The following is a 24,200-nucleotide window of genomic DNA, read 5'->3' as shown; positions in this document are numbered from 1 at the left end:
CGACCTGTCTCTGTACACGCAGGAGCAGCTAGACCAGGTCGCCAGAAAGCTCAATACACGTCCCAGAGAGACTTTGGGATTCGAGTCACCAGCCGAAAGGCTGGCAGCCACCGTTGCATTGACGGGTTGAGACCGCCCCCCGCCTGCGCGGGGATGACGGCTACGCCGCTGCTGCGTGCGTCCGTGGGTCGAACGTGCGCGCGGAGGACGGCTAGAGGTCGCCTGACAGGCTGAACACCGCACGGCGCTCCCCCACCGGGGCGCCGCGGATGCTCGCGATCGTCTCGTTGCGCCAGGGCCGCAGCGCCTCGCGCTGCTGCGCATCCAGCCATCCGAGCTGGTCCAGCGCCTCGACCGTCGCTGCATGGAGCGCGAGCTTGTTGCCATCCGCGATCTTGATCGCCAGGGCCTGCGCGCGGCTGCGGCTGGCGACCACCTGCACGCCTTCGGCGCCGACCTTGGTGACCCAGTCGCCGCCTCCGACCGTCATGAACGCCAGGTCGTTGCGGCCCGTGCCGGAAACCAGCTCGGGATGGGCCGTCATCGCATCGGCCAGCAGCGCGAAGCTCTCGCCGAAGCGGGTGTCGCGCCCGCCGGTGCCCAGGCGGGCGAAGCCCCGCGCCAGGCAGGCGAGCGGCATCGCGTAGTTCGGCGCCGAGCAGCCGTCGATGCCCATCGCGAGCTGGTGCTGCTGCAGGCCCACCACCTCGGCGACGGTGTACCGGATCGCCTGCTGCAGCGGATGCGAGGGTTCCAGGTAGGAGTCCGTCGGCTGGCCATGCTGCACGCACCAGGCGAGGAAGCCGCTGTGCTTGCCGCTGCAGTTGTGGTGGCGCTCGTCGTAGCTGCCCGGCCCGGGCGGTGGCCAGCCCCCGAGCTCCGCGTAGTAGGGCACATGGCAGCCGCACTGCAGGCGCTTGTAGCCGATGCCGGTCTTGGCGAGGATCTGGTCCACCTGCTCGACGTGCATGGGCTCGCCGCTGTGGCTGGCACACAGCAGGGCGAGGTTGGCGCTGCTCAGGCCGAAGTGCCGCACGCCGCCGGCCTGCACGAAAGGCAGGGCCTGCAGCGGCTTGAGCGTGGAGCGCGTGAACGTCGTCCAGTGCGGGTCCCCCGCGTGGGCGAGCACCTGCCCGTGCGCGCCCGTGACCGCGATGGCGCCGAAGTGCACGTTTTCGCGCGTGCCGCCGCGGAAGGTTTCGACCAGGGGAACGAGCGATGGCATGGCCGCATTGTGCGACGGCCGCGCCTGTCGCGGCATCGACGGTCGCAGGCCCTTGCCCACCGCACAATCCACGCATGACCGAACTCCGCTCCCCCTTGCAGGCCCAGGTGGTGCAGTGGCTGGTCGCGCCCGGCGATGCGGTGCGCGCCGGCGACGTGCTCGTGATCCTCGAGGCGATGAAGATGGAGCACGAGGTACGGGCGCCGGCGGACGGGAAGGTGCGGGAACGGCTGTTCGCACAGGGCGAGACGGTCAAGGAGAGGGAGGTGCTGCTCGTGATCGAGGCGGCGCAGGAGCCGGCGGGGAGCGCCCCCGCCCCGGCCCTCCCCCGGAGGGGGAGGGAGGAAGGCATGCGGGACGACCTGCGGCGGGTGGTCGAGCGCCACGCCCTCACGCTCGACGCCGCCCGCCCCGAGGCCATCGCGAAGCGCCACGCACTGGGCCTGCGCAGCGCGCGCGAGAACATCGAAGACCTCTGCGATCCCGGCAGCTTCAGCGAATACGGCGCCCTGGCGGTGGCGGCGCAGAGCCGGCGCCGCAGCGCGGAAGACCTGGCGCGCAACACGCCCGCCGACGGCATGGTCACCGGCATCGGCCGCATCAACGGCAACCTGTTCCCGCCGGAGCGTTCGCAGGCCGTCGTGATGGCCTACGACGCCACGGTGCTCGCCGGCACCCAGGGCTTTCGCAACCACCAGAAGACCGACCGGCTGCTGGGCATCGCGCTGAAGCACCAGCTGCCGGTCGTGCTGTTCGCCGAAGGCGGCGGCGGCCGGCCGGGCGATGTCGACATGCCCATCGTCGCCGGCCTGCACGTGCCGACCTTCGCCAGCTTCGCGCGCCTGAACGGCCAAGTGCCGGTGATCGGCGTCGCCGCCGGCCGCTGCTTTGCCGGCAACGCGGCGCTGCTCGGATGCTGCGACGTGATCATCGCCACGCGCGGCAGCAACATCGGCATGGGCGGCTCCGCGATGGTCGAAGGCGGCGGCCTGGGCGTGTTCCAGCCGCAGGAGATCGGTCCGGCGCCGGTGCAGCACGGCAACGGCGTGATCGACGTGCTGGTGGACGACGAGGCCGGGGCCGGCGCCGCTGCCCGCCGCTATCTCGGCTACTTCCAGGGCTCCGTCGCGCAGTACCAGGCGCCCGATGCGCTGGCGCTGCGCGAGGTCGTGCCGGAAAACCGCCTGCGCGTGTACGACAGCCGCACCGCGCTGTTGGGCATCGCCGACATCGGATCGCTGCTGGAACTGCGCACCGGCTTCGGCGCCGGCATCCACACCGCGCTCGGCCGCATCGAAGGCCGCCCGGTGGGACTGCTGGCCAGCAATCCCCTGCACCTGGGCGGCGCCATCGACGCCGACGCCGCCGACAAGGCGGCGCGCTTCCTGCAACTGTGCAACGCGCACGGGCTGCCGGTCGTGAGCCTGGTCGACACGCCCGGCTTCATGGTCGGCCCCGCCATCGAGGAGCGGGCGCAGGTGCGGCACGCCAGCCGCCTGTTCATCGCGGCGGCGCACCTGCGCGTGCCCCTGTTCGGGATCGTGCTGCGCAAGGGCTACGGCCTGGGCGCGATGGCGATGCTGGCCGGCGGCTTCCATGCGCCGGAGTTCACCGTGGCCTGGCCGAGCGGCGAGTTCGGCGGCATGGGCCTGGAAGGCGCGGTACGCCTGGGCTACCGCAAGGAACTGGAGGCGGTGCCGGAAGGCCCGCAGCGCGAGGCGCTGTTCGAGCGGCTGGTGGCGCAGAAGTACGCCGAGGGACAGGCGATGAACCTGGCGGCGACGCTGGAGATCGATGCCGTGATCGACCCCGCGCAGACGCGCGCCTGGCTGGTCCGCGGCCTGACCGCAGCGCGCGCGGCGCCGGCACGCGGTTGCGCGGTCGACAGCTGGTAGGCCGCCGCGGCCCCTGCGGCCGATCGCACCCCGGACGAGCGCGGCGGCGCTAGCATCGCGGCTTTCGGCCCCGTCGCGTCCGCTGCATGTTCGTCGCCCTCGGTATCTTCCTCGCGCTGATCGCCGCCCTCCTGTACGTGAACCTGGCCACGGGCGAGCGGCGCGTCTCGCACGAGATCGAGCACCAGTACCCGGTGGACGACCCGCAGTTCTTCCGCGCCATGGGCATGCTGCTGGGGCCCGGCATCGTGGAGGGCAACCGGGTGCAGGCCCTGCACAACGGCGACGAGATCTTTCCCGCCATGCTGGAGGCGATCCGCGGCGCCCGCAGCACCATCCTGTTCGAGACCTTCATCTACTGGTCGGGGAAGATCGGCGACGAGTTCGCGCAGGCGCTGTCCGAGCGCGCCCGCGCCGGCCTGAAGGTGCACGTGCTGCTGGACTGGCTGGGCAGCATCAAGGTGGAGGAGCGGCTGGTCGAAGCGATGAAGGCCGCCGGCGTCGAGGTGTACCGCTTCCATCCGCTGCGCTGGTACAACCTGGGCCGCATCAACAACCGCACGCACCGCAAGCTGCTGATCGTCGATGGCAGCATCGGCTTCACCGGCGGCGTGGGCATCGCACCGCCCTGGACCGGGCACGCGCAGGACGAAGAGCACTGGCGCGACTCGCACTACCGCGTCGAGGGGCCGGTGGTCGCGCAGATGCAGGGCGTGATGCTGGCCAACTGGAGCAAGGCGAGCGGGCGCATCCTGCACGGCGGCGCCTACTTCCCGCCGCTGCAGCCCGTGGGCGAGCAGCAGGCGCAGATGTTCCACAGCTCGCCCAGCGGCGGCAGCGAAAGCATGCAGCTGATGGTGCTGATCGCCATCACCGCCGCCGTGAAGACGATCGACATCGCCAGCGCCTACTTCGTGCCGGACGACATGGCGCGGCTCGCGCTGGTCGCGGCGCTGCGCCGCGGCGTGCGGGTGCGCGTGATCACCCCGGGGCGGCACATCGACACGCAGACCGTGCGCCACGCGTCGCGCGCGCTGTGGGGCGAACTGCTGGAGGCCGGCCTGGAGATGCACGTGTACCAGCCGACCATGTACCACTGCAAGACGATCATCGTCGACGGCCTGCTGGTCTCGGTGGGCTCCACCAACTTCGATCCGCGTTCCTTCCACCTGAACGACGAGGCGAACCTGAACGTGTACGACGCGAAGTTCGCTGCCCAGCTCACGCGCGTGTTCGAGAACGACCTGCGGCGCTGCAAGCCCTTCACGCTGGAGCAATGGCGCAGCCGCCCGCTGCTGGAAAAGGTGCGCGAACGCGTCACCTCGTGGCTCGCGCCGGTGCTGTGAAGGCCGCGATCAGCGCCCGGTGGGCAGCAGCGCCACCGCCGCCGAGAACGTGAGGAAGGCCGCCGCAGTCGTCAGCAGGATGATGCGCGCGATGCGACCGGTGTCCGCCTCGAAGCGCTCCGCCAGCAGCGACACGTTGCTCGCGCTGGGCAGGGCCGCCACCAGCACCATGACCGTCAGCGTGTAGGGGTCCAGCGGCAGGCCGGCGGCGCGCGCCGCCATGCCGAGGCACCACACCAGCACGGGATGCACCAGCAGCTTGGCCAGCGCCACGGGTACGAAGTCGCGCGCCGGCATCGGCCCGTGCTCGCCGGCCGCGGCCACCGCCTGCGAGCGCGCCAGCACGGCGCCGATGGTGAACAGCGCCACCGGCGAGGCTGCGTCCGCCAGCAGGCCGATGGTGTTCATCACCGGCGCGATCGGCTTGCGGCCGACCGCCGACGCGATGCCACCGAGCAGGATCGCCCACGGCATGGGGTTCAGCGCCACGCCCTTGAGCGCCTTCTTCGCGGCTTCGGCGGCGCCGTGTTCGTCGGCGCCGTCCAGGCGCGACAGGGCGATGCACAGCGAACTGGTGATCACCAGGTCGATCAGGATGGTGAGGATCGCGGGCCCGGCCGCGCGCGGCCCGAGCAGCGCCACCAGCAAGGGCACGCCCATGAAGCCGGTGTTCGGGAACGCGGCAACCAGCGCACCGAAGGAGGCATCGTTCCAGCGGATGCGCTCGTTCAGGCTGAATTTCACGGTGCCGGCCACCATCAGCAGCGCGCAGGCGATCCAGACCACCATCCCCGCCGGGTCCAGCATCTGCGCGATGGGCGTGTTGGCGCCGAAGCGGTACAGCAGGCAGGGTAGTGCGAAATACAGCACGAAGCCGTTCAGCCCGCCGATCGCCTCGAAGGGCAGCATGCGGCGGCGGGCGGCGACGTAGCCGGCGAGCACCAGGGCGAAGAAGGGGAAGGTGACGAGCAGGACGTCTAGCACGGGGCGTATTGTCCCTGCAACTGCAACCGCGCCGATGTGCGGACTTCGCGACGCCGCGCCGCCGCGGCGCGTCCCAGACCTTATGATTCGGCGCTCTCCCGCTGTCCCCTCCCGATGTCCGCCGGCCTGAACCTCGCCCAGCAAGAAGCCGTGAATTATCTGCATGGGCCGTGCCTCGTGCTGGCCGGCGCGGGCTCGGGCAAGACGCGCGTGATCACGCACAAGATCGCGCGGCTGATCCAGACCGGCGTGGAGGCGAACCGCATCGCGGCGATCACCTTCACCAACAAGGCCGCGGCCGAAATGCGCGAGCGCGCCAAGTCGCTGGTCGGCCGGCCCGCCAAGGAGATCGTGATCTGCACCTTCCACGCGCTGGGCGTGCGCCTGATGCGCGAGGACGGCAAGGTGCTGGGCCTCAAGCCGCAATTCTCGATCCTCGACTCCGACGACGTCACCAGCATCCTGAAGGACGCCGGCGGCACCACCGATGCGGCCACGGCGCGCCAGTGGCAGTGGGCGATCAGCCTGTGGAAGAACCTGGGGCTCAACGCAGCGCAGGCGCTGGCCCAGGCCAAGGACGACAACGAGCGCGTGACGGCCACCGTGATGGCGCGCTACGAGGAACGCCTGGCCGCCTACCAGAGCGTGGACTTCGACGACCTGATCGGGCTGCCGCTCAAGCTGCTGCGCGACTTCCCCGAGGTGTGCGAGAAGTGGCAGAAGAAGCTCGGTCACGTGCTGGTCGACGAATACCAGGACACCAACGCGACCCAGTACGAGCTGCTCAAGCTGCTGGTGGGCGAGCGCGGGCGCTTCACGGCCGTGGGCGATGACGACCAGTCGATCTACGGCTGGCGCGGCGCCACGCTGGACAACCTGCGCCGGCTGCCCAAGGACTATCCGACGCTCAAGGTCGTCAAGCTGGAGCAGAACTACCGCTCCACCAGCGCGATCCTGCGCGCCGCCAACAACGTCATCCAGCCGAACCCGAAGCTGTTCCCCAAGACCCTGTTCTCGGAACTCGGCGAGGGCGAGCCGGTGCGCGTGATCGACTGCGACAACGAGGAGCACGAGGCTGAGCGCGCCGTGCGCCGCATCCAGTCGATCCGCGAGTCCGGCGCCGGCAAGGACTGGAAGGACTTCGCCATCCTGTACCGCGCCAACCACCAGGCCCGCGTCCTGGAACAGGCGCTGCGCAAGGCACAGATCCCGTACAAGGTCTCCGGCGGCCAGAGCTTCTTCGACCGTGCCGAGATCCGCGACCTGTGCGCGTGGCTGCGCCTGTGGGTCAACAACGACGACGATCCGGCCTTCCTGCGCTCGGTCACCACGCCCAAGCGCGGCATCGGCCACCAGACGCTGCAGGCACTGGGCGTGTTCGCCAGCCAGTACAAGCTGTCGCTGTTCGAGGCGCTGTTCTCGTCTTCGCTGGGCAGCGTGCTGAGCGCGCGCGCCGTGGGCAGCCTCCACGAATTCGGCCGCTACGTGAACGACCTCGAGTTCCGCGCCCGCCACACCGTGGGCGCCGAGGCGGCCAAGGCCTTCCTGGCCGACTGGCTCAAGGACATCGGCTACGAGAAGCACCTGTACGACAGCGAGGACAACGAGAAGGTGGCGGCCGCGCGCTGGACCAACGTGCTCGATTTCTGCGAGTGGATGGCGGCCCGCTGCGGCGGCGAGATCGACGACGCCGCCGGCGTGAGCATGGCGCAGGAGCGCAAGACGCTGCTGGAGGTGGCGCAGACGATCGCGCTGCTGTCCACCATCAGCGAGCGCGAGAAGGACCAGAACGTGGTCACGCTGTCGACCCTGCACGCCTCCAAGGGCCTGGAATGGCCGCATGTGATCCTGGCCGGCTGCGTGGAGGGCATGCTGCCCTTCAAGCCGGAGGACGCCGACGGCGGCGTCGTGAGCGAATCCTTCGCCCAGCGGCTGCAGGAGGAGCGTCGCCTGATGTACGTGGGCATCACGCGCGCCCAGCGCTCCCTGGTGGTGAGCTGGAGCAAGAAGCGCAAGAAGGGCCGCGAGATGGTCGCCGCCCAGCCGAGCCGCTTCATCGCGGAGATGGCGCTCGACAAGGCGACGACGAAGGAAGATCCGCGCGAGAAACTCCGGGCCCTGCGGGCCGAGTTCGCCCGCAAGAGCGCGGAGGCGGCAGCGGCCGCAGCCACGCCCGGTGCCGCATGAGGGCGCTCGCCCTGGCCCTGATCGCCTGTGCCGGCCCGGCGATCGCGCAGGTCCCATGCCCGCACGCCAGCGAAGTCACGGCGGCGCACCTGTTCGGGCTCTGGCGGGCCGAGTTCAGCGGCCAGGGTCACGCCGGCACCCTGCTGCTGGAAAAGCACGCGCTCTATGCGGAAAGCGTCAGCGGCACCATCAACCGCAACGGCGACCGCAGCAAGCTCGCCGGCGACGTCGAGGATGGCGAGTTCACGCTGGAGGAATCCGCCGACGGCGTCCACATCGCGGCCACCTGGCTGGGCGAGGTGGTGGAAGGCTCGTGCGGGCGCGAGATCCGCGGCAGCTGGAAGGCCGAGCGCGATGCGCAGGCCAGGGACTTCGTGCTGCGCAAGGACTAGCAAGCGGCGCCGCGTGGACGTGCCCCAGTGCCCGCGGGCCTCGCTAGCATTGCGCGGATGCGCATCCTGATCGCCTGCCTGGCCGCCGTCCTGTTGCCCTGCACTGCCGCCGCGCAGCAGCGAGATGCCGACTGGCAGGCCTGCACGGCGGTGCTCGATGGCGTGCAGCGCCTGGCCTGCTTCGACGCCTGGGCCAAGAGCCAGCGGGCGCCCGCGCCCCCTGCCCCCGAAACGGCGGCGGCCGCGCCGCTGACCGAGCCGCCGCCGCGCCGCGGCTTCTCGCTCACCGCCTCGGAAGGCTGCCACGACACCCGCTATTCGGAGCTCTCGCGCTTCTGGGAGCTCGAGCCCGGCGCGGACTGCGGCACCTTCGGCCTGCGCGGCTACCGCCCCATTTCGCTGGACCTGGTCGGCGCCGCGACCATCAACCGCCAGCCCAGCTCGGAGAACCCGCGCAACACCGCCACGACTTCGCTCGACTACCGGACCACCGAGACGCGCCTGCAACTGTCGGTGCGGGCGAAGATCGCGCAGGGCCTGCTCGTCGGCCGCCCCGACGCGATCGACTCCCTCTGGTTCGCGTACTCGCAGCAGTCGTACTGGCAGATCTTCACGCCGGGGCTGTCGCGCCCCTTCCGCAGCACGGACCACGAGCCGGAATTCATCTACGTGCTGCCGCTGCAGACGCCGCAGGCCGATCGCTGGCGCGTGCGCTTCGGCGGGCTGGGCATCGTGCACCAGTCCAACGGCCAGTCGCTGCCGCTGTCGCGCAGCTGGAACCGCGTCTACCTGATGGCCGGCGCCGAGCACGACCGGCTGCAACTGCAGGCGCGCGTCTGGCGCCGCCTGCACGAGGACGCGGCCAACGACGACAACCCGGGCATCAGCGACTTCATCGGCCGCGGCGAGCTGCGGGCCGTGTGGCGCAACAGCCGCCGCAACCTGTTCGCCGCCACCGCCCGCCATGCGCTGCGGGCCCGCGGCCGCGGATCGCTGCGGCTGGAGTGGTTCCGCACGCTGGGCGACACCGGCGAAGGACCGCCCAGCGGGCTGCAGCTGCACACGCAGGTCTTCAGCGGCTACGGCGACACGCTGCTCGATTACAACCGCAGCCGCACGGTGTTCAGCATCGGCCTGAGCCTGGTGGAGTGGTAGCGGCGGACGGTGCGGGTGAGCCGCTGGCGCCGGCCCTCGCGCGCCAGGAAACTACTTCGGCGTTGCGGGCGCCGGCAGGGCCAGGCTGAAATCGGCCCGGACCTGCCCGCTCGCACGCTGCACCGTGTCGGCGACCTGCTCGCGCGCAGCGTCGAGCGCGTGCAGGGACCACAGCATGAACGGCGCGCTGCGCGAGCCCCCGAGCAGCATCGATCCGTCGGCGGAGAACGCCGCGGTGTAGACGTCGCCCGCAAAGGGCAGCACGGCGCGCAAGGCGCCGGAGGGCAGGTCGTGCACGGCCAGGCGATCCCGCTGGAACAGGGCCAGCCGGCGGCCATCGGCGGCGACCACCATGCGGTCGCCGCCAATGTCGACGCTGGCCACCCGCTCCAGCCGCCCGCCGCTGCGCCATTCCCAGAGGAACAGCCCCTTGCGCGTGAGCGCCGCCACCCCGCCCGCGCCCCAGCGGGCGAGGTCCATGAGCGCGAGCGCATCGGTGCCGACCAGGTCGACTGGCTGCATCCGGTTGCTGGCGGTGTCCCAGGTCCAGGTGCCCTGCGCCTGCACCAGCACCCTGCCCTCGGGGCCCGCCACCAGGTTGCGGACCTCGGGCCTGAGCGCGGTCGGAGCGGCCAGGGGCTGCCGGCCGGCGTCGGCCGGCAGCAGCAGCGGCGCGGTCCAGCCGCCGCCCACGGCCAGCGCGCCGCCATCGCTCAGCCACGCGGCCGAATACAGGCCGGTCGGGCTCTGCGGCAGGAACGATGCCTTGCGCAGCAGGCGTCCGGCCTCCCACAGTTCGACCTCGGCACCCGCGCCGAAGACGGCGATCCGGCGGCCGTCGGCGGATCGTGCGGCCCACTCGGCGCCGGCGCCGGGCGCGGCCGCCTGCGACACCTTGCGGCTCGCGAACTCGAAGGCCAGCACGCCGCTGTCGGCGGTGGCGGCCAGCACGCTGGCGCCCGCGGGCGACGGCTCGAGCCGGCGCACCTGCGGCTTCGCGCCAGCCTGCGAACCCATGAGGGCCACGGGTGCCTGGAACGGCGGGTCGATGGCGAAGCGACGCAGCACCTGGGGCGCACCGGGCGCGCGCTGGGCCGGGTCGCCCAGCGCCACGATCGTGTCGTCGCGCAGCAGCACCGCGGAGGCGGGCAGCCGCAGCCGCCGGTGGGCGCGGCGCGGGTCCATCGACCACAGCAGCAGCACGCCGTCGCCGGAGACGAGCAGGCGCTCGCCGCCGGCATCGAACTGGAACAGTCCGACGCCCAGCGGCGCCTTGCCGGTCCCGAAGGGCCGCTGGCCGAGCGGCGTGGTGGGCGCGAACTGCTCGTCGAGGAAAACGAGTTCGTCGCCACCGAGCGTCAAGACGCACAGCTTGCCGGTGCCGGGCTGCAAGGCGATGCGCGCGGGTTGCGGCCGTTCGCTGCGCCCCGGCGGCATCGGCAGGGCAACGTGCCGGGCGGGCGCCGGCTCGCGCAGGTCGAGCGTCACGACGGCGAGGCCGTCGTGCTCGGCCACCACGATGCGCCGGCGCGGCGCGTCGACCACGAACTCGATGATTTCGCTGTCCGATCGATACAGCTCGCGCGGCGCACCCGCCGGGCAGCCCGCCTGCAGGTCGAGCGCGTAGATCGCCTTGCCGGCGATCACCAGCGGGCCTGCGGTGTCGGGGAGGAAGGCGAACCCGGAGACCCGACCGGAAAAGCGCGGCAACTCGGCACACGGCGCGGGGCCCAGGTCGGCCGCCACGCGGACATGCACCTGGCCGCGATCGTCGCCGACCAGCAGGCGCTCGCCGTCGGGCGAAAACGCCACCGCATGGAGGTCGACCTTACCCACCCGCACGTCGCGGCGCGCCTGCCCGGCCCCGAGCCCAAGCAGCGACAGTCGGCCCTGGTAGCCCGCGGCCACCCAGCGTCCACGCGCCAGGTCGACGTCGGCCGCGAACGCACTGACGTCGTCCGCGGCGACGACGTGCGACAGGTCCAGCGGCGGGTTCTCGGTGATCAGGCGGCGTGCCTCCGGCTGGTCGCGGTGGCGCAGCGCCTCCGCGGCCAGGGCCGCCGCTTCGTCGCGGAAGCCGAGGTCCAGGCGCGCGTTGGCGGCGGTCATGTAGTTCGCCGCCAGGTTGCGCCGCGCATCGGCCAGGGCCTTGTTCGCCAGCCAGCCGGCGGCGAGGGACGCCACCAGCAGCGCCGACAGCACGGCGGCAATGCCCTGGAAAACGCGCAGCCGCACGCGGTCGCGGCGCCGGTTGCGGAACTGGCGCGCGATCGCGTCGACCACGCCGTCCGAGGGGGGCTCGTGCAAGGCCGCGAGCGGCTGCTCCAGCCGGATCACGTCGCGCAACCGGTCGGCGATCGCGGATCGCCCGGTGGCGCCGGCCAGCGTCGCGCCGAAGTCGATCGGCAGCACGCGCAGCGACTCGCCGCTGTTGGCCGCCATGTAGGCGTCGATCTCACCGAACACCCAGTCGGGGTCGCGCGGCTCGAGGATCGTCGGCGAGCCGAGCACGACCAGCATCGTCGCCTTGCGGACGTGGCGCAGCGTCGCCGCGGAAAGCTCGTCGCCCGGACCGTACTCGCGCACGTCGATGAACGTGGACAGCTTTTCCCGGTCCAGGCGTTCGACCAGCAGTGCCGCGTAGCCCGCGGCATCGGCCCGCCGGTGCGCGACGAACACGTCGTAGCCGAACAGCCGGTCGATCGCGCGCGAAGGCGAGCGAATCAGGCGCAGCACGCGCGGCAGCGGTGTCGTCACCCGTTCATTCTGTCACCACGGCCCGGAAGATCGAACGGCCAGCCAGGTACGCTGGGACAATGCTGCGATGCCTGGCTGCGTTCCCGCCCATCGCGTCATCGCCGCGCGCCCGTGTGCCGTGCCGCCGCGCTTTCGTGCCTTCGCCGTCCGCAGCGAGGAGCCCGGCCACGCCTTCGACGCCCGCGCACCCCATGAACGTGTCCACGTCGTGCGCGGCGGATTGCTCGATGCGGACTCGCTCGCGCGCCTGGCTGCCACGGGCTATGCGCGGGTCGAGATCGAGGCCTTCTCGGACGTCACCTACGCGAACACGACGCTGGCCGAGTTGGCCGCCGACGCACCGGGTGCAGCCGGCCTGGCCGCGCGCCTGGCCGCCGCCTTGCAGCGCACCGGCGTGCTGGGCGACGAGCTCGAGGCCTGCCGCAGCAGCGTCGAGAAGCGCATCGACTACCTCGCGTCGCGCGGCGCCGGCTTCCACAACGACGTGCGCGGCCACTGGTCGCGCTGCCTGTTCTGGATCCTCGTGCTCGACGCTGCGGATGTGGAGTTCGTGATGCCGCACGCCGGCGTGCAACTGGCGCTGGCGCCAGGCGACCTGCTCGTGTTCGACCCCGCCATGGCGCACGGACTGTGCCGCGTGGGGGATGGGGGGCTGGTGCTCGAGGCGTCGTTTCCCGACGGCCCGGCCGACCGCCAGATCTTCCTGACCGGCGAACTGCAGCTGACCGACGCACAGTGGGCCGCGCTCGGTGCGCCCTGGCTCCCCGTGGAGGAGCACGAACGGCGCGGCGCCCTCGACCTGGCGGTGGCGGAGTTCGACGACCGCAGCGGCACCATCAAGCGGCCGGCGGCCCTGCGCGACGGCATGAAGCGCAGCACCTGCCACGTCGACGACGCGCTCGCCGGCGAGCCATAGTTCTCCCGGCGCGTGCCGTCCTTGCAGGCGCGCGCCGGAGACGCGCCGTCAGGCCAGTTCGATCGCCAGCGCGGTGGCCTCTCCACCGCCGATGCACAGCGTCGCCACGCCGCGCTGCAGGCCGCGCTGGCGCAAGGCCGCGAGCAAGGTCACGAGGATGCGCGCGCCCGAGGCGCCGATCGGATGCCCGAGCGCACAGGCCCCGCCATGGACGTTCACGCGCTCGTGCGACAGCGACAGCTCCCGCATCGCCGTCATGGTGACGACGGCGAAGGCCTCGTTCACCTCCCACAGGTCGACGTCGGCGACTTCCCAGCCGACCTTGCCCAGCAGCTTGTGCACGGCACCGACCGGTGCCGTCGTGAACCAGCGCGGCTCCTGCGCGTGCGTCGCATGGCCCAGGACCACCGCCAGCGGGGCCACGCCCAGTTCGCGCGCGGTGGACTCGCGCATCAGCACCAGGGCGGCCGCGCCGTCGGAGATCGAACTCGAATTGGCGGCAGTCACGGTGCCGTCCTTCGCGAAGGCGGGCTTGAGCCCGGCGATCTTCTCGAGCTGCACCTTCAGCGGCGCCTCGTCCTGCGCCACGAGGCGCTCGCCGCCGCGCGCCGCCACCGGCACCGGCGCGATCTCCCAGTCGAACAGGCGGTCGCGCGCGGCCTGCTGGGCCCGCAGCGTGGAGGTGGTGGCGAAGGCATCCTGCTGCTCGCGCGTGAAGCCGAAATGGCGCGCGCAGTCCTCGGCGAAGGTGCCCATCAGGCGACCGTTGGTGGCCTCGCCGTAGCGGTCTTCCAGGCCGTCGAAGAACATGTGATCGAGCATCTGGCCGTGGCCCAGGCGCTGGCCGGCGCGGGCCTTGGGCAGCAGGTAGGGCGCCTGGCTCATGCTCTCCATGCCGCCCGCGACCACCACGCGCTGGCTGCCCGCCAGCAGCAGGTCGTGCGCCAGCATCGTGGCCTTCATCCCGGAGCCGCACACCTTGCTGACGGTGGCGCAGCCGGTGGACAGCGGCAGCCCGGCGCCCAGTGCGGCCTGGCGCGCCGGCGCCTGCCCCAGCCCGGCCTGCAGCACGCATCCGAGCAGCAGCTCGTCGACCTCGGAGGGTGCGAGCCGGGCCCGCTCGACCGCCGCGCGAATGGCATGCGCGCCGAGTTGCGGGGCAGTCAGGGAAGCGAACTCCCCCTGGAAAGCGGCGAGCGGGGTGCGCGCGGCGCCGACGATGACGACCGGGTCGTGACGGGTGCTGGAACGGGGCATGAGGATCTCCGCGCGCCGGTGCTGCCGGCGCGAAAGGTTGCGATCGGGAGGGAAGGCGGTCTACAGGAGCTTGAGCCGCGCCGCCTGTTGCTGCAGTTCGCCGCGGAAGTCCGGGTGGGCGATGGCGATCAGTGCGAGGGCGCGCTCGCGCATCGTCTTGCCGCGCAACTGCGCGACGCCGTATTCGGTGACGACGTAGTTGACGTCGTTCTTGCTGGTGGTCACCAGCGTGCCCGGCTCCAGCGTGGCGACGATGCGCGAGATGCGGCCTTCCTTGGCGGTGGAGGGCAGCACGATGAAGGACTTGCCGCCGGCGGACCGGTTGGCGGCCCGCACGAAGTCGGTCTGGCCGCCGGTGCCGGAGTAAGGCACCGGGCCGAGGGACTCCGAGCCGCACTGCCCGAACAGGTCGATCTGCAGCGTGGCGTTGACCGAGATGAGCTTGTCGTTGCGTGCCGCCAGCCAGGGGTCGTTGGTGAAGTCGACCGGGTGCATCTCGAAGCCCGGGTTGCGGTGCATGGAGCGGTACAGCTTGGCCGAGCCGAGCGCGAAGGTGGCGATCGCCTTCCCGGGCAGGTAGGTCTTGGCCCGGTTCGTGACGGCGCCGCATTCGATCAGCGACAGCAGGCCGTCGCCCATCATCTCGGTGTGCACGCCCAGTTCGCGCTTTTCCTTCAGCTGCATCACCACGGCGTCGGGGATGCCGCCGTAGCCGATCTGCAGGGTCGAGCCGTCCTCGATCATGTCGGCGACGTAGCGGCCGATCGCCTCCTGCACGGGGCCGATGGTCGGCAGGCCCACTTCCGCCAGCGGCGCCTCGCTTTCGATCAGCGCGGCCACCTGCGAGATGTGCACGTGGCAGTTGCCGTGGGCGAACGGCACGTTCGGATTCACCTCCAGCACCACGGCGCGCGCGCGCTCGACGGCGGCCATGGTGTAGTCGGTGCCGAGGCTGAGCGAGAAGTAGCCGTGTTCGTCCATCGGCGAGGCGAGGCTGAACACCACGTCGGCCGGCGTGAGGCCGCGGCGGATCAGCTCGGGCAGCTCCGAGAAGTTGGCCGCCAGCGTTTCGATCCAGCCCTGCTGGGCCCCGGCACGCGAGGCGCCGCCCAGGAAGTAGGCCATGTGCCGCACGTTGTGCACGGTCTCGGGGTCGAAGTAGCCGTAGCGGCCGATCGGCAGGATCTGCGCCACGCACACGCCCTGGAATTCGCGTCGCCGCTCCGACAGCGCCTTCAGCAGCGCAGGCGGCTCGCCCACGCCGGTCGGCACGACGATGACGTCGTTGTCCTGCACCTCGTTCACCGCGTCGTGCGCCGCGCGGCGCTTCTGGCGGTATTGCTCCTGGATCGACATGGCTTCCTCCTGTGTTCTCTCTCTCGTCGGCGGCGCGGGCTTCTCAGCCCTGCGCCACGGCGCGCGCGATCACGAGCCGCTGGATGTCGGACGCACCTTCGTAGATCTGGCTCACGCGCACGTCGCGGTAGATGCGCTCCACCGGGAAGTCGCTCACGTAGCCGTAGCCTCCGTGGACCTGGATGGCATCCGAGCACACGCGCTCGGCCATCGTCGATGAGAACAGCTTCGCCATCGAAGCTTCCTTCAGGCAGGGCTCGCCGGCATCCTTGAGCGTGGCCGCATGCAGCGTCAGCTGCCGCGCCGCCTCGACCTGGGTGGCCATGTCGGCCAGCCGGAACGCCACCGCCTGGTGCTCGATGATCGGCACGCCGAAGGCGATGCGCTCCTTCGCGTAGTGGGTCGCCGCGTCGAGGGCCGCGCGCGCCATGCCGACGGATTGCGCGGCGATGCCGATGCGGCCCGCCTCCAGGTTCGACAGCGCGATCTTGTAGCCGTCGCCCTCGCGCCCGAGCAGGTGGTCGGCCGGGATGCGGCAGTCTTCCAGCACGATGGTCGCCGTGTCCGAGGCATGCTGGCCCATCTTGTCTTCCAGCCGCGCGACGACGTAGCCCGGCGTGCTGGTCGGGACCAGGAAGCAGGAGATGCCCTTCTTGCCGGCCTCCTTGTCGGTGACGGCGAACACCAGCGCCACCTGCGCATGCTTGCCGCTGGTGATGAACTGCTTGGTGCCATTGAGCACCCAGTGGTCGCCCTCGCGCACGGCGCGGCAGCGCAGGGCGGAGGCATCCGAGCCGGCCTGCGGCTCGGTCAGGCAGAAGCACCCGAGCCACTCGCCGCTCGCCAACCGGCGCAGGTAGCGATCCTTCTGCGCCGGCGTGCCGTACTTCAGCGTGATGCCGCAGGCCAGCGAGTTCTGCACGCTGACGATGGTGGAGGTGGCGCCGTCGCCGGCCGCGATCTCCTCGATCGCGAGCACGAGCGAGACGTAGTCGAGCCCGGCGCCGCCCCACTCCTCGGGCACCACCATGCCCATCGCGCCCAGGCCGGCCAGTTCCTGCAGCGCCTCCTTCGGGAAGCGGTGTTCGCGGTCCCACTGGGCCGCGTTGGGCGCGAGGCGCTCCTGCGCGAACTGGCGCATGGCCTCGCGGATCATCTGCTGTTCGGGGGTGGGGATCATGGCGTGCTCCGGGGCGATCGTGGATCGGGCAGCGCCGGTGACGATGCAGGCGCGGACTTCCAGCCGGCTGCCGTATCCCGGAAAATGGAGTCCGCGACGAGCGGCGTCATGGCGCAATGGGGATGATCCTAGGGAGTGCCCGCAGGGCGGCCAATGCCCGCTCGCTTCATTCGTCGCGACGGATTTGGACACCTGCATGAACGCCGTACCCATGACCGAGGGGCTTGACAAGGGAACGATCTCCGTGGGCCTGGTGCGCGAGGCCGTCCTCGTCGCGGCCGAGCGGGGCCTGGACCTGCCCGCCCTCGTGCAGCAGGCCGGCATCGAGCCCGCGCTGCTGGAGGCCAGGCGGGCCCGCGTTCCCGCGGCCACGTATGCGTGCCTGTGGTCCGTGCTGGCGGACGCGATGGACGACGAGTTCTTCGGCATGGACACGCACCCGATGCGCCGCGGCAGTTTCCGACTGCTGTGCCACGCCGCCCTGAGCTGCCACACGCTGGGCCATGCGCTGCAGCGCATGTTCACCTTCCTGCGCGTGGTGCTGGACGACCTGCACGGCGAGCTGCGCTGCGAAGGCGACGACGCCTGGATCGTGGTGCATGACCGCGGCGCCGCGCCGAACCGCATGTTCACCTACGCGACGTGGCTGATGCTCGTTCACGGCCTCGCGTGCTGGCTGGTGCGCCGGCGCATCCCGCTGCTGGAGGCGCGCTTCCGCTGCGCCGAACCCGAGGACACCGCGGACTACCGCACGCGTTTTTGCGAGACGGCGAGCTTCGATGCTCCCATCACGCAGGTGCGCATCGATGCCAACCTGCTGGGCCTGAAGGTGGTGGAGACGGAAGCGAGCCTGGTGCCCTTCCTGCGCGAGGCGCCCGCCAACCTCCTGGTGAAGTACCGCAACGATGCCAGCCTCAGCATCCAGATCCGGCACCGCCTGCGCGCGCAGGCCCCGCAGGACTGGCCCGAACTCGACACCCTGGCGCGCGTGCTGCACATGTCGAACACCACGGTGCAGCGCCGCCTGCACGCCGAGGGACTGAAGTACCAGCGCCTGAAGGACGACCTGCGCCGCGACATCGCCATCGAACTGCTGTCGGGGCCCAGCCTCGCGATCGCCGAAGTGGCCGAGCGCGTCGGCTTCCAGGAGCCCAGCGCCTTCCATCGCGCCTTCAAGAAGTGGACCGGGGTGAGCCCGGGCAGCTACCGGCGCGCGGCAGCGTCACCCGGCGACAGCGACGAAACTCCCTGATGGCCGCCGTCCTTGCCCTCGGACTCGATCCCGCCGCGGCCGGCGTCGCGGTTCCCGGCCTCAGCCCGGACCTGGTCAAAGCGTTCATCGATGCGGAGTTGCAGCGCCTGCGCGGGCCGGGCCATGAAGTCGTGGCTTGCCTGGTCGACATCGGCGACACCGCCGAAGCCGTCCCGCGCTGGGTGTAGTTCGCGGCGGGCGCCGTGGCTCGTCCCTTTGCGTTCCGTTACGAGGTCTACGGCAGCTTTGCCTGTCCCCTCCTTGTCCGGGCCCGATGCGCACCGACCTGCTCCCTACCAAGAAGGAGCAGTCCATGAAGACCAGATTCGTTGCCGTCGCCGTCGCCGCCACCCTGGGCCTCGGCTCGGTGTCCGCTTTCGCCCGGGACAACCACCGTGACCACGCCGCGCGCCAGGCCTGGCAGCACCAGCGCGCCGAGCCGGCCAGGGGCCACTGGGCGCAGAACAACCGCTATGTCGCCCCGCGCTACTACGGGCCGGCGTACCGCGATCGCCGCGATGACGGCGACGTCGTCGGCGCGCTGGTGCTGGGGGCGCTCGCGGGCGCCCTGGTGGGGCAGGCGTCCAACGCGTACAGCTACACCCCGCCGCCGCCGGCGGTGTACTACCCGCCGCCCGCGACCTACTACAACCCGGGCTACGGCTATTACGGCTACTGAGCGCTCAGAGCGCCAGTTCGTAGTGCACCGTCAGCGGCGCGTGATCGCTGAAGCGCGCCGCCTTGTAGATCGAAGCCGCCCGCGCGGTCTGCGCCACGCCGGCGGTCGCGACCTGGTAGTCCAGCCGCCACCCCACGTTCTTCGCATACGCCTGGCCGCGATTGCTCCACCACGTGTAGCAGTCCTCCGTGGTGTCCGGCTGCAGGTGGCGGTAGACGTCCACCAGGCCGGTCTCGGACAGCAGCTTCGTCATCCAGGCCCGCTCCTCCGGCAGGAAGCCGCTGTTCTTGCGGTTGCCCTTCCAGTTCTTCAGGTCCTTTTCCTGGTGCGCGATGTTGACGTCGCCGCACAGGACGAATTCGCGCTGCTGCTTGAGGGCCGCCAGGTGCGGATCGAACACGTCGAGGAAGCGGAACTTGGCCTGCTGGCGCTCCTCGCCGGAGGAGCCCGAAGGGAAGTAGCAGCTGATGATCGACAGCTTGCGCTGCGGCGTGTCGAAGCGCAGCTCCACGTAGCGGCCCTCGGCGTCGAATTCCTCGCAGCCGAAACCGACGATCACGTCGCTCGGCTCGTGCCGGCTGAAGGCGCCGACGCCGGAATAGCCCTTCTTCTGCGCGAAGTGGAAGTGGCCCTTGAGGCCGGCGAGCGCGTCGTACCGGCCCTGCACGTCCGGCGCCTGCGCCTTGACCTCCTGCACGCAAATACAATCCGGGCTGGTCTGTGCAAGCCACGCCTCGACCCCCTTGCTGGCCGCCGAGCGGATGCCATTGAGGTTCAGGCTGGTCAGTTTGAACAAGGATTTTCCCATGATGGCGGATGGCGGGCAGGACGCACTGGCCCAGGAGTTCGTGGAGTTCGCCGTGCAGTCGGGCGTGCTGCGCTTCGGCGAGTTCAAGACCAAGGCGGGACGCCTGTCCCCCTATTTCTTCAACGCGGGCCTGTTCGACGACGGCGCCAAGCTCGGTCGGCTGGCGCAATTCTATGCACGCCGCATCCTCGCCTCGGGCATCGAGTTCGACATGATCTTCGGCCCGGCCTACAAGGGCATCCCGCTGGCGGCGGCCGTGGCCATCGAGCTGGCCCGCGCCGGCCGCAACGTGCCCTACGCCTACAACCGCAAGGAAGCCAAGGACCACGGCGAGGGCGGCACCCTGGTCGGGGCGCCGGTGCGCGGCCGGGTGCTGGTGGTCGACGACGTCATGTCGGCCGGAACGGCGGCCCGGGAGTCCATCGCCCTGATCCAGGCGGCCGGCGCCACCCCCCAGGCGGTGGCCATCGCGCTCGACCGCCAGGAGAAAGCGACGGAGGGCGGCCACGACGTGGCGTGGAGCGCCGTGCAATATGTCCGCGAAAGGCTGGGCTTGAAGGTCTGCGCCATCGCCAGGCTGGCCGATCTCTTGCATTATCTGGAGGTGCATGCCGGCGACGAACTCGGAGAGCATTACGGGAAGGTTGTCGCTTACCGGGATCGGTACGGAGCTGGCTGAAGAGGAATCCCTGGTGCTGCCTGTCCCATCTTGCTTTCGCCTCGTTTGCGGCGCCCTGCTGGCGCTGGCGGGAGCGTGCCCGCCCGCCTGGGCGCAGCCGGCGGCCCCGGGCACCGGCAGCATCTTCACCTGCATCGATTCGCGCGGCCAGCGCCTGACGTCCGACCGCCCGATCATCGAATGCCTGGACCGCGAGCAGAAGGAATTGAAGAAGGACGGCACGGTGCGGCGCACCATCGGCCCGTCCCTCACCGCCCAGGAACGCGCGATCGCCGAGGAACGTGAGCGCAAGGTCGCCGACGAGCGCCAGCGCCAGACCGACGAGCGCCGCGCCCAGAAGGCGCTGCTGGCGCGCTACCCGAACCAGGCCGCGCACGACGGCGAGCGGGTCAAGGCCCTGCGCGCCGCCCAGGACGTGATCGCCGCCGGCCAGCGCCGGGTGGCGGAGCTCGAGGAGCAGCGCCGCAAGCTCGAACAGGAAACCGAGTTCTACAAGGATCCGGCCAGGTGGCCGGCCCGCCTGAAGCGCCTGATCGAGGAAAACGAGCAGCAGATCGCCGCCCAGCAGCGCTTCGTGGCCGCGCAGGAAGAGGAAAAGCGGCGCATCGACGCCCAGTTCGACGAGGAACTGGCGCGGCTGAAGGCGCTGTGGGCGCAACTGGGCCCCTCCACGGCCACCTCCGGCGCCGGCGGCGCCTCCGGCGCGCCGCAACGGCGCTGAGCCGCGTCGCCCAGGCGACATACCCGGGTCCCGCCCCGGCGAAATGCCCCACCCACTCCGGGGGAGATGCCCCCCCGGGGGCGGGTCAGATCCCCAGCTTGCTGCGCAACAGGTCGCCGACCTGCTGCGGGTTCGCCTTGCCCTTGCTGGCCTTCATCGCCTGGCCGACCAGCGCATTGAAGGCCTTGTCCTTGCCGGCCCGCACCTGTTCGACGTTGGCCGGATTGGCCGCGATCACCTCGTCGACGATCCGCTCCAGCGCGCCGCTGTCGTTCATCTGGCGCAGGCCCTTGGCTTCGATCAGGGCGTCGACCTCCTGGCCCTCCCCGGCCCACAAGGCATCGAACACCTGCCGGGCGGCGCTGTTCGACACCGTGCCGTCCTGGATGCGCCGGATCAGCGCGGCCAGCGTCCCGGCAGCGACCGGCGCCTGCGCCATCGTCGTCTCCTGCGCGTTCAGGCGCCGCGACACCTCGCCCATGATCCAGTTGCTGGCCAGCTTGGCCTGGCCGCTGGCGCGCGCCGCTTCCTCGAAGTAGGCCGCCATCGCCTTGCTCTGGGTCAGGGTGGTGGCGTCGTACTCCGGCAGGCCGTAGTCGCGCACGAAGCGCGCGGCCATGGCGCGCGGCAGTTCCGGCATCTCGCCGCGGATGCGCTCCACCCACTCGGGCGCGATCACCAGCGGCGGCAGGTCGGGATCGGGGAAGTAGCGGTAGTCGGCCGCGTCCTCCTTGGTGCGCATCGCGCGCGTCTCGCCGGTGTCGGGATCGAACAGCACGGTCGCCTGCTCAATCGCCAGGCCGTCCTCCAGCCGGTCGATCTGCCAGCGCACCTCGAAGTCGATCGCCTCCTTCATGAACTTGAAGGAGTTCAGGTTCTTGATCTCGCGCCGGGTGCCCAGCGGCTGGCCCGGCTTGCGCACCGACACGTTGGCGTCGCAGCGGAAGGAGCCTTCCTGCATGTTGCCGTCGCAGATGCCGATCCAGGTGACGATCTTGTGCAGTTCGCGGGCGTACGCCACCGCCTCGTCGGAGGAGCGCATGTCGGGCTCGGTCACGATCTCCAGCAGCGGCGTGCCGGCGCGATTGAGGTCGATGCCGGACTGGCCGACGAAGTCCTCGTGCAGCGACTTGCCGGCGTCCTCTTCCAGGTGCGCGCGCACCAGGCGCACGCTCTTCTTCTCGTCGCCGAGGAAGAAGCCGACCTCGCCGCCCTGCACCACCGGGATCTCGTACTGCGAGATCTGGTAGCCCTTGGGCAGGTCGGGGTAGAAGTAGTTCTTGCGGGCGAAGATGCTGCGCGGCGCCACGTGCGCCCCGATCGCCAGGCCGAAGCGGATCGCGCGCTCCACCGCGCCGCGGTTCATCACCGGCAGCGTGCCGGGCAGCGCCAGGTCCACCGGGCAAGCCTGCGTGTTCGGCTCGGCGCCGAACTTCGTCGGCGCGCGGCTGAAGATCTTGCTCTCGGTGGAGAGCTGGGCGTGGGTCTCGAAGCCGATGACGACCTCGTAGCCGTGAATGAGCTTGCTCGTGGACGTCATCAGAATCCCTCCGGCGCGCGGAGGTGGAAGTCGGTGGCCTGCTGGAAACGGTGGGCGGCATTGAGCAGCCTGCCCTCGCCCAGGTAGTTGCCGATCAACTGCAGGCCCACGGGCATGCCGCCGTCGCCGAAGCCGCACGGAATGCTCATGCCGGGCAGGCCGGCCAGCGATCCGGGCAGCGTGAAGATGTCGGCCAGGTAGTCCGCGACCGGGTCGCCGCCGTGCTCCCCGAGCTGCCACGCCACGGTGGGCGCCACCGGGCCGGCGATCAGGTCGCACTCCTTGAACGCGTCCTGGAAATCGTCGGCGATCATGCGGCGGATCTTCTGCGCCTGCAGGTAGTAGGCGTCGTAGTAGCCGTGCGACAGCACGTAGGTGCCCACCATGATGCGGCGCTGCACCTCGGCGCCGAAGCCTTCGGCGCGTGTCTTCTTGTACATGTCCAGCAGGTCGGCGTAGTCCGCGGCGCGGTGTCCGAACTTGACGCCGTCGAAGCGCGAGAGGTTCGAGCTGGCCTCGGCTGGCGCGATGATGTAGTAGACCGGGATCGCCAGCTCGGTGCGGGGCAGCGAGATCTCCACCCGCCGGGCGCCCAGCTTCTCGTACTGCTGCAGGGCCGCTTCGATCGCCGCCCGGACGTCGGGCGCCACGCCTTCGGCCAGGAACTCGCGCGGCACCCCGATGCGCAGCCCCTCGATGGAGCCGCCGAGGGACTGCGTGAAGTCCTCCGCCGGCACGTCCAGCGACGTGGAGTCGCGGTCCGGGTCCGGCCCGCAGATCGCCGACAGCAGCAGGGCGCAATCCTGCGCCGTGCGCGCGAAGGCGCCGGCCTGGTCGAGGCTGGAGGCATAGGCGATCATCCCGTAGCGCGAGGCGCGCCCGTAGGTGGGCTTGATGCCGGTGATGCCGCAGAAGGAGGCCGGCTGGCGGATCGAGCCGCCGGTGTCGGTGCCGGTGGTGGCCGCCGCCAGGCCCGCGGCCACGGCCACGGCGCTGCCGCCGGAGGAGCCGCCCGGGATGCGGCCCTTGTTCCACGGATTCCTGACCGGCCCGTAGGCGGAATTCTCATTCGACGAGCCCATGGCGAACTCGTCGCAATTGAGCTTGCCCAGCGTCACGGCGCCGGCTTCGCCCAGGCGCTGGACCACCGTCGCATCGAAGGGCGAGCGGTAGTTCGCCAGCATCTTCGAGCCGGCGGTGCTGGGGAAGTCGCGCGTGACGAAGATGTCCTTGTGCGCGATCGGCACGCCGGTGAGCGGGCCGGCGTCGCCGGCCGCGATCGCCTCGTCCGCCGCGCGAGCCTGCTTGAGCGTGCATTCCTCGTTGGTGGCCAGGTAGGCGCCGAGATCGGCATGCGCCTTCACGCGCCCGAGGTAGTGGCCCGCCAGTTCGACCGCGGAGACTTCCCTGGCCTTGAGCTTGCGCGCGAGCTCCGCGACGGTCAGTTGGTGCAGTTGGCTCACTCGATCACCTTCGGCACCAGGAACAGCCCGCGCTCCACCGCCGGCGCGCTCTTCTGGTTGTCCTCGCGCGCGTTCGGCTCGCTCGCCGCGTCCTCGCGCAGGCGCAGTGCGACGTCGCGCACGGCCGCCACGGGATGCGTCAGCGGCTCCACCCCGGAGGTGTCCACCGCGCGCATCTTCTCGACGATGGCGAAGAAGTCGTTGATCTGCGAGAGCATGCGCTCGCTCTCGGCAGGATGCAGTTCCAGCCGAGCCAGGTGCGCGATGCGCGCGATGTCTTGGGAGTTCAGGGACATAGTGAAAATACGTCTTGCGCCACAACGGCTTGTAACGCGCGCGAACGCCGCGCGCGGGGTGTCCGGCACAGGGGATCGGGTATTATCCCGCCTTCGGCGAGCGGTGCTCCGC

At 70.9% G+C, this 24,200-nt stretch carries 20 protein-coding genes and 2 pseudogenes; 12 read left to right on the top strand and 10 right to left on the bottom strand.

Annotation, left to right across the window (positions count from 1 at the left end; translation table 11 throughout):
• Positions 1–130: pseudogene (locus JI746_RS28435) on the top strand (IS30 family transposase); the annotation flags it as partial.
• 81 nt (positions 131–211) lie between these two features.
• Here JI746_RS28435 and JI746_RS26305 read toward each other — a convergent pair.
• Positions 212–1,225, bottom strand: a complete 1,014-nt coding sequence (locus JI746_RS26305) for an asparaginase (protein ID WP_201693280.1) — start codon at positions 1,223–1,225, stop codon at positions 212–214.
• A gap of 89 nt (positions 1,226–1,314) precedes the next feature.
• Between JI746_RS26305 and JI746_RS26300 the strand changes: the two are divergent.
• Positions 1,315–3,120, top strand: a pseudogene (locus JI746_RS26300) (carboxyl transferase domain-containing protein); the annotation flags it as partial.
• A gap of 86 nt (positions 3,121–3,206) precedes the next feature.
• Positions 3,207–4,466 (top strand): phospholipase D-like domain-containing protein, encoded by a 1,260-nt coding sequence (locus JI746_RS26295; RefSeq protein WP_201693278.1) that lies wholly within the window; start codon positions 3,207–3,209, stop codon positions 4,464–4,466.
• Between the two features lie 9 nt (positions 4,467–4,475).
• Here the strand turns inward: JI746_RS26295 and JI746_RS26290 are convergent, their stop codons facing one another.
• A complete protein-coding gene (locus JI746_RS26290) occupies positions 4,476–5,450 on the bottom strand; it encodes an AEC family transporter (protein ID WP_201693277.1) in 975 nt (324 codons plus the stop codon).
• 114 nt (positions 5,451–5,564) lie between these two features.
• Here JI746_RS26290 and JI746_RS26285 point away from each other — a divergent pair, with 114 nt between their 5' ends.
• From JI746_RS26285 to JI746_RS26275, 3 genes are read left to right on the top strand one after another with little or no spacing between them, the layout of a single operon-like run.
• Positions 5,565–7,637 (top strand): ATP-dependent helicase, encoded by a 2,073-nt coding sequence (locus JI746_RS26285; RefSeq protein ID WP_201693276.1) that lies wholly within the window; start codon positions 5,565–5,567, stop codon positions 7,635–7,637.
• Positions 7,634–8,029 (top strand): hypothetical protein, encoded by a 396-nt coding sequence (locus tag JI746_RS26280; protein WP_201693275.1) that lies wholly within the window; start codon positions 7,634–7,636, stop codon positions 8,027–8,029. Before JI746_RS26285 ends, JI746_RS26280 begins: the two co-directional genes overlap by 4 nt.
• A 57-nt stretch (positions 8,030–8,086) precedes the next feature.
• Positions 8,087–9,184, top strand: a complete 1,098-nt coding sequence (locus tag JI746_RS26275) for a phospholipase A (protein WP_201693274.1) — start codon at positions 8,087–8,089, stop codon at positions 9,182–9,184.
• Positions 9,185–9,235: 51 nt separating this feature from the next.
• Here the strand turns inward: JI746_RS26275 and JI746_RS26270 are convergent, their stop codons facing one another.
• Positions 9,236–11,941 carry a TIR domain-containing protein gene (locus JI746_RS26270; RefSeq protein WP_201693273.1) on the bottom strand — a complete coding sequence of 902 codons (2,706 nt, stop codon included), beginning with the start codon at positions 11,939–11,941 and terminating at the stop codon, positions 9,236–9,238.
• A 67-nt stretch (positions 11,942–12,008) separates the two neighbouring features.
• Between JI746_RS26270 and JI746_RS26265 the strand changes: the two genes are divergently transcribed.
• The gene (locus JI746_RS26265) at positions 12,009–12,857 is read left to right on the top strand and encodes a cupin domain-containing protein (RefSeq protein WP_201693272.1); all 849 of its coding nucleotides are present in this window, start codon (positions 12,009–12,011) and stop codon (positions 12,855–12,857) included.
• 48 nt (positions 12,858–12,905) lie between these two features.
• Here JI746_RS26265 and JI746_RS26260 read toward each other — a convergent pair whose 3' ends face one another.
• Genes JI746_RS26260 through JI746_RS26250 form a run of 3 tightly spaced genes read right to left on the bottom strand, consistent with a single transcriptional unit; the run spans position 12,906 to position 16,650 of the window.
• The gene (locus JI746_RS26260) at positions 12,906–14,114 is read right to left on the bottom strand and encodes an acetyl-CoA C-acyltransferase (RefSeq protein ID WP_201693271.1); all 1,209 of its coding nucleotides are present in this window, start codon (positions 14,112–14,114) and stop codon (positions 12,906–12,908) included.
• Between the two features lie 60 nt (positions 14,115–14,174).
• Entirely contained in the window at positions 14,175–15,470 is a 1,296-nt protein-coding gene (locus JI746_RS26255) for an acetyl-CoA hydrolase/transferase family protein (RefSeq protein ID WP_201693270.1), read from the bottom strand.
• A gap of 43 nt (positions 15,471–15,513) precedes the next feature.
• On the bottom strand, positions 15,514–16,650 hold the full coding sequence (locus JI746_RS26250; RefSeq protein WP_201693269.1) for an acyl-CoA dehydrogenase: 1,137 nt from the start codon (positions 16,648–16,650) through the stop codon (positions 15,514–15,516).
• Between the two features lie 211 nt (positions 16,651–16,861).
• On the opposite strand from JI746_RS26250, the gene JI746_RS26245 reads away from it, so the two are divergent.
• The 3 genes from JI746_RS26245 to JI746_RS26235 all read left to right on the top strand — a co-directional run bounded on the left by JI746_RS26245 (position 16,862) and on the right by JI746_RS26235 (position 18,581).
• On the top strand, positions 16,862–17,902 hold the full coding sequence (locus tag JI746_RS26245) for an AraC family transcriptional regulator (protein ID WP_201693290.1): 1,041 nt from the start codon (positions 16,862–16,864) through the stop codon (positions 17,900–17,902).
• Positions 17,902–18,090 carry a hypothetical protein gene (locus JI746_RS26240; RefSeq protein WP_201693268.1) on the top strand — a complete coding sequence of 63 codons (189 nt, stop codon included), beginning with the start codon at positions 17,902–17,904 and terminating at the stop codon, positions 18,088–18,090. The genes JI746_RS26245 and JI746_RS26240 overlap by 1 nt, the downstream gene beginning before the upstream one ends.
• Before the next feature lie 125 nt (positions 18,091–18,215).
• Positions 18,216–18,581 carry a hypothetical protein gene (locus JI746_RS26235; protein WP_201693267.1) on the top strand — a complete coding sequence of 122 codons (366 nt, stop codon included), beginning with the start codon at positions 18,216–18,218 and terminating at the stop codon, positions 18,579–18,581.
• A 4-nt stretch (positions 18,582–18,585) separates the two neighbouring features.
• Here JI746_RS26235 and JI746_RS26230 read toward each other — a convergent pair whose 3' ends face one another.
• Entirely contained in the window at positions 18,586–19,377 is a 792-nt protein-coding gene (locus JI746_RS26230; protein WP_236600157.1) for an exodeoxyribonuclease III, read from the bottom strand.
• Between the two features lie 10 nt (positions 19,378–19,387).
• Here JI746_RS26230 and pyrE point away from each other — a divergent pair, with 10 nt between their 5' ends.
• Positions 19,388–20,068 (top strand): orotate phosphoribosyltransferase, encoded by a 681-nt coding sequence (pyrE, locus tag JI746_RS26225; protein WP_201693265.1) that lies wholly within the window; start codon positions 19,388–19,390, stop codon positions 20,066–20,068.
• A 13-nt stretch (positions 20,069–20,081) separates the two neighbouring features.
• Entirely contained in the window at positions 20,082–20,789 is a 708-nt protein-coding gene (locus tag JI746_RS26220) for a DUF4124 domain-containing protein (protein ID WP_201693264.1), read from the top strand.
• 85 nt (positions 20,790–20,874) lie between these two features.
• Here JI746_RS26220 and gatB read toward each other — a convergent pair whose 3' ends face one another.
• From gatB to gatC, 3 genes are read right to left on the bottom strand one after another with little or no spacing between them, the layout of a single operon-like run.
• Positions 20,875–22,329, bottom strand: a complete 1,455-nt coding sequence (gene gatB / locus JI746_RS26215) for an Asp-tRNA(Asn)/Glu-tRNA(Gln) amidotransferase subunit GatB (RefSeq protein WP_201693263.1) — start codon at positions 22,327–22,329, stop codon at positions 20,875–20,877.
• Entirely contained in the window at positions 22,329–23,792 is a 1,464-nt protein-coding gene (gene gatA / locus JI746_RS26210; RefSeq protein WP_201693262.1) for an Asp-tRNA(Asn)/Glu-tRNA(Gln) amidotransferase subunit GatA, read from the bottom strand. Before gatA ends, gatB begins: the two co-directional genes overlap by 1 nt.
• Positions 23,789–24,088: an Asp-tRNA(Asn)/Glu-tRNA(Gln) amidotransferase subunit GatC gene (gene gatC / locus JI746_RS26205; protein ID WP_201693261.1), complete on the bottom strand. Its 300-nt coding sequence runs from the start codon at positions 24,086–24,088 to the stop codon at positions 23,789–23,791. The genes gatA and gatC overlap by 4 nt, the downstream gene beginning before the upstream one ends.
• Between the last annotated feature and the right edge of the window lie 112 nt (positions 24,089–24,200).

This window comes from Ramlibacter alkalitolerans, assembly GCF_016722765.1.
Classification (GTDB): domain Bacteria; phylum Pseudomonadota; class Gammaproteobacteria; order Burkholderiales; family Burkholderiaceae_C; genus Ramlibacter; species Ramlibacter alkalitolerans.
Note: the sequence above shows the minus strand (reverse complement) of the source record. Positions and strands in the feature narration are given on the sequence as shown.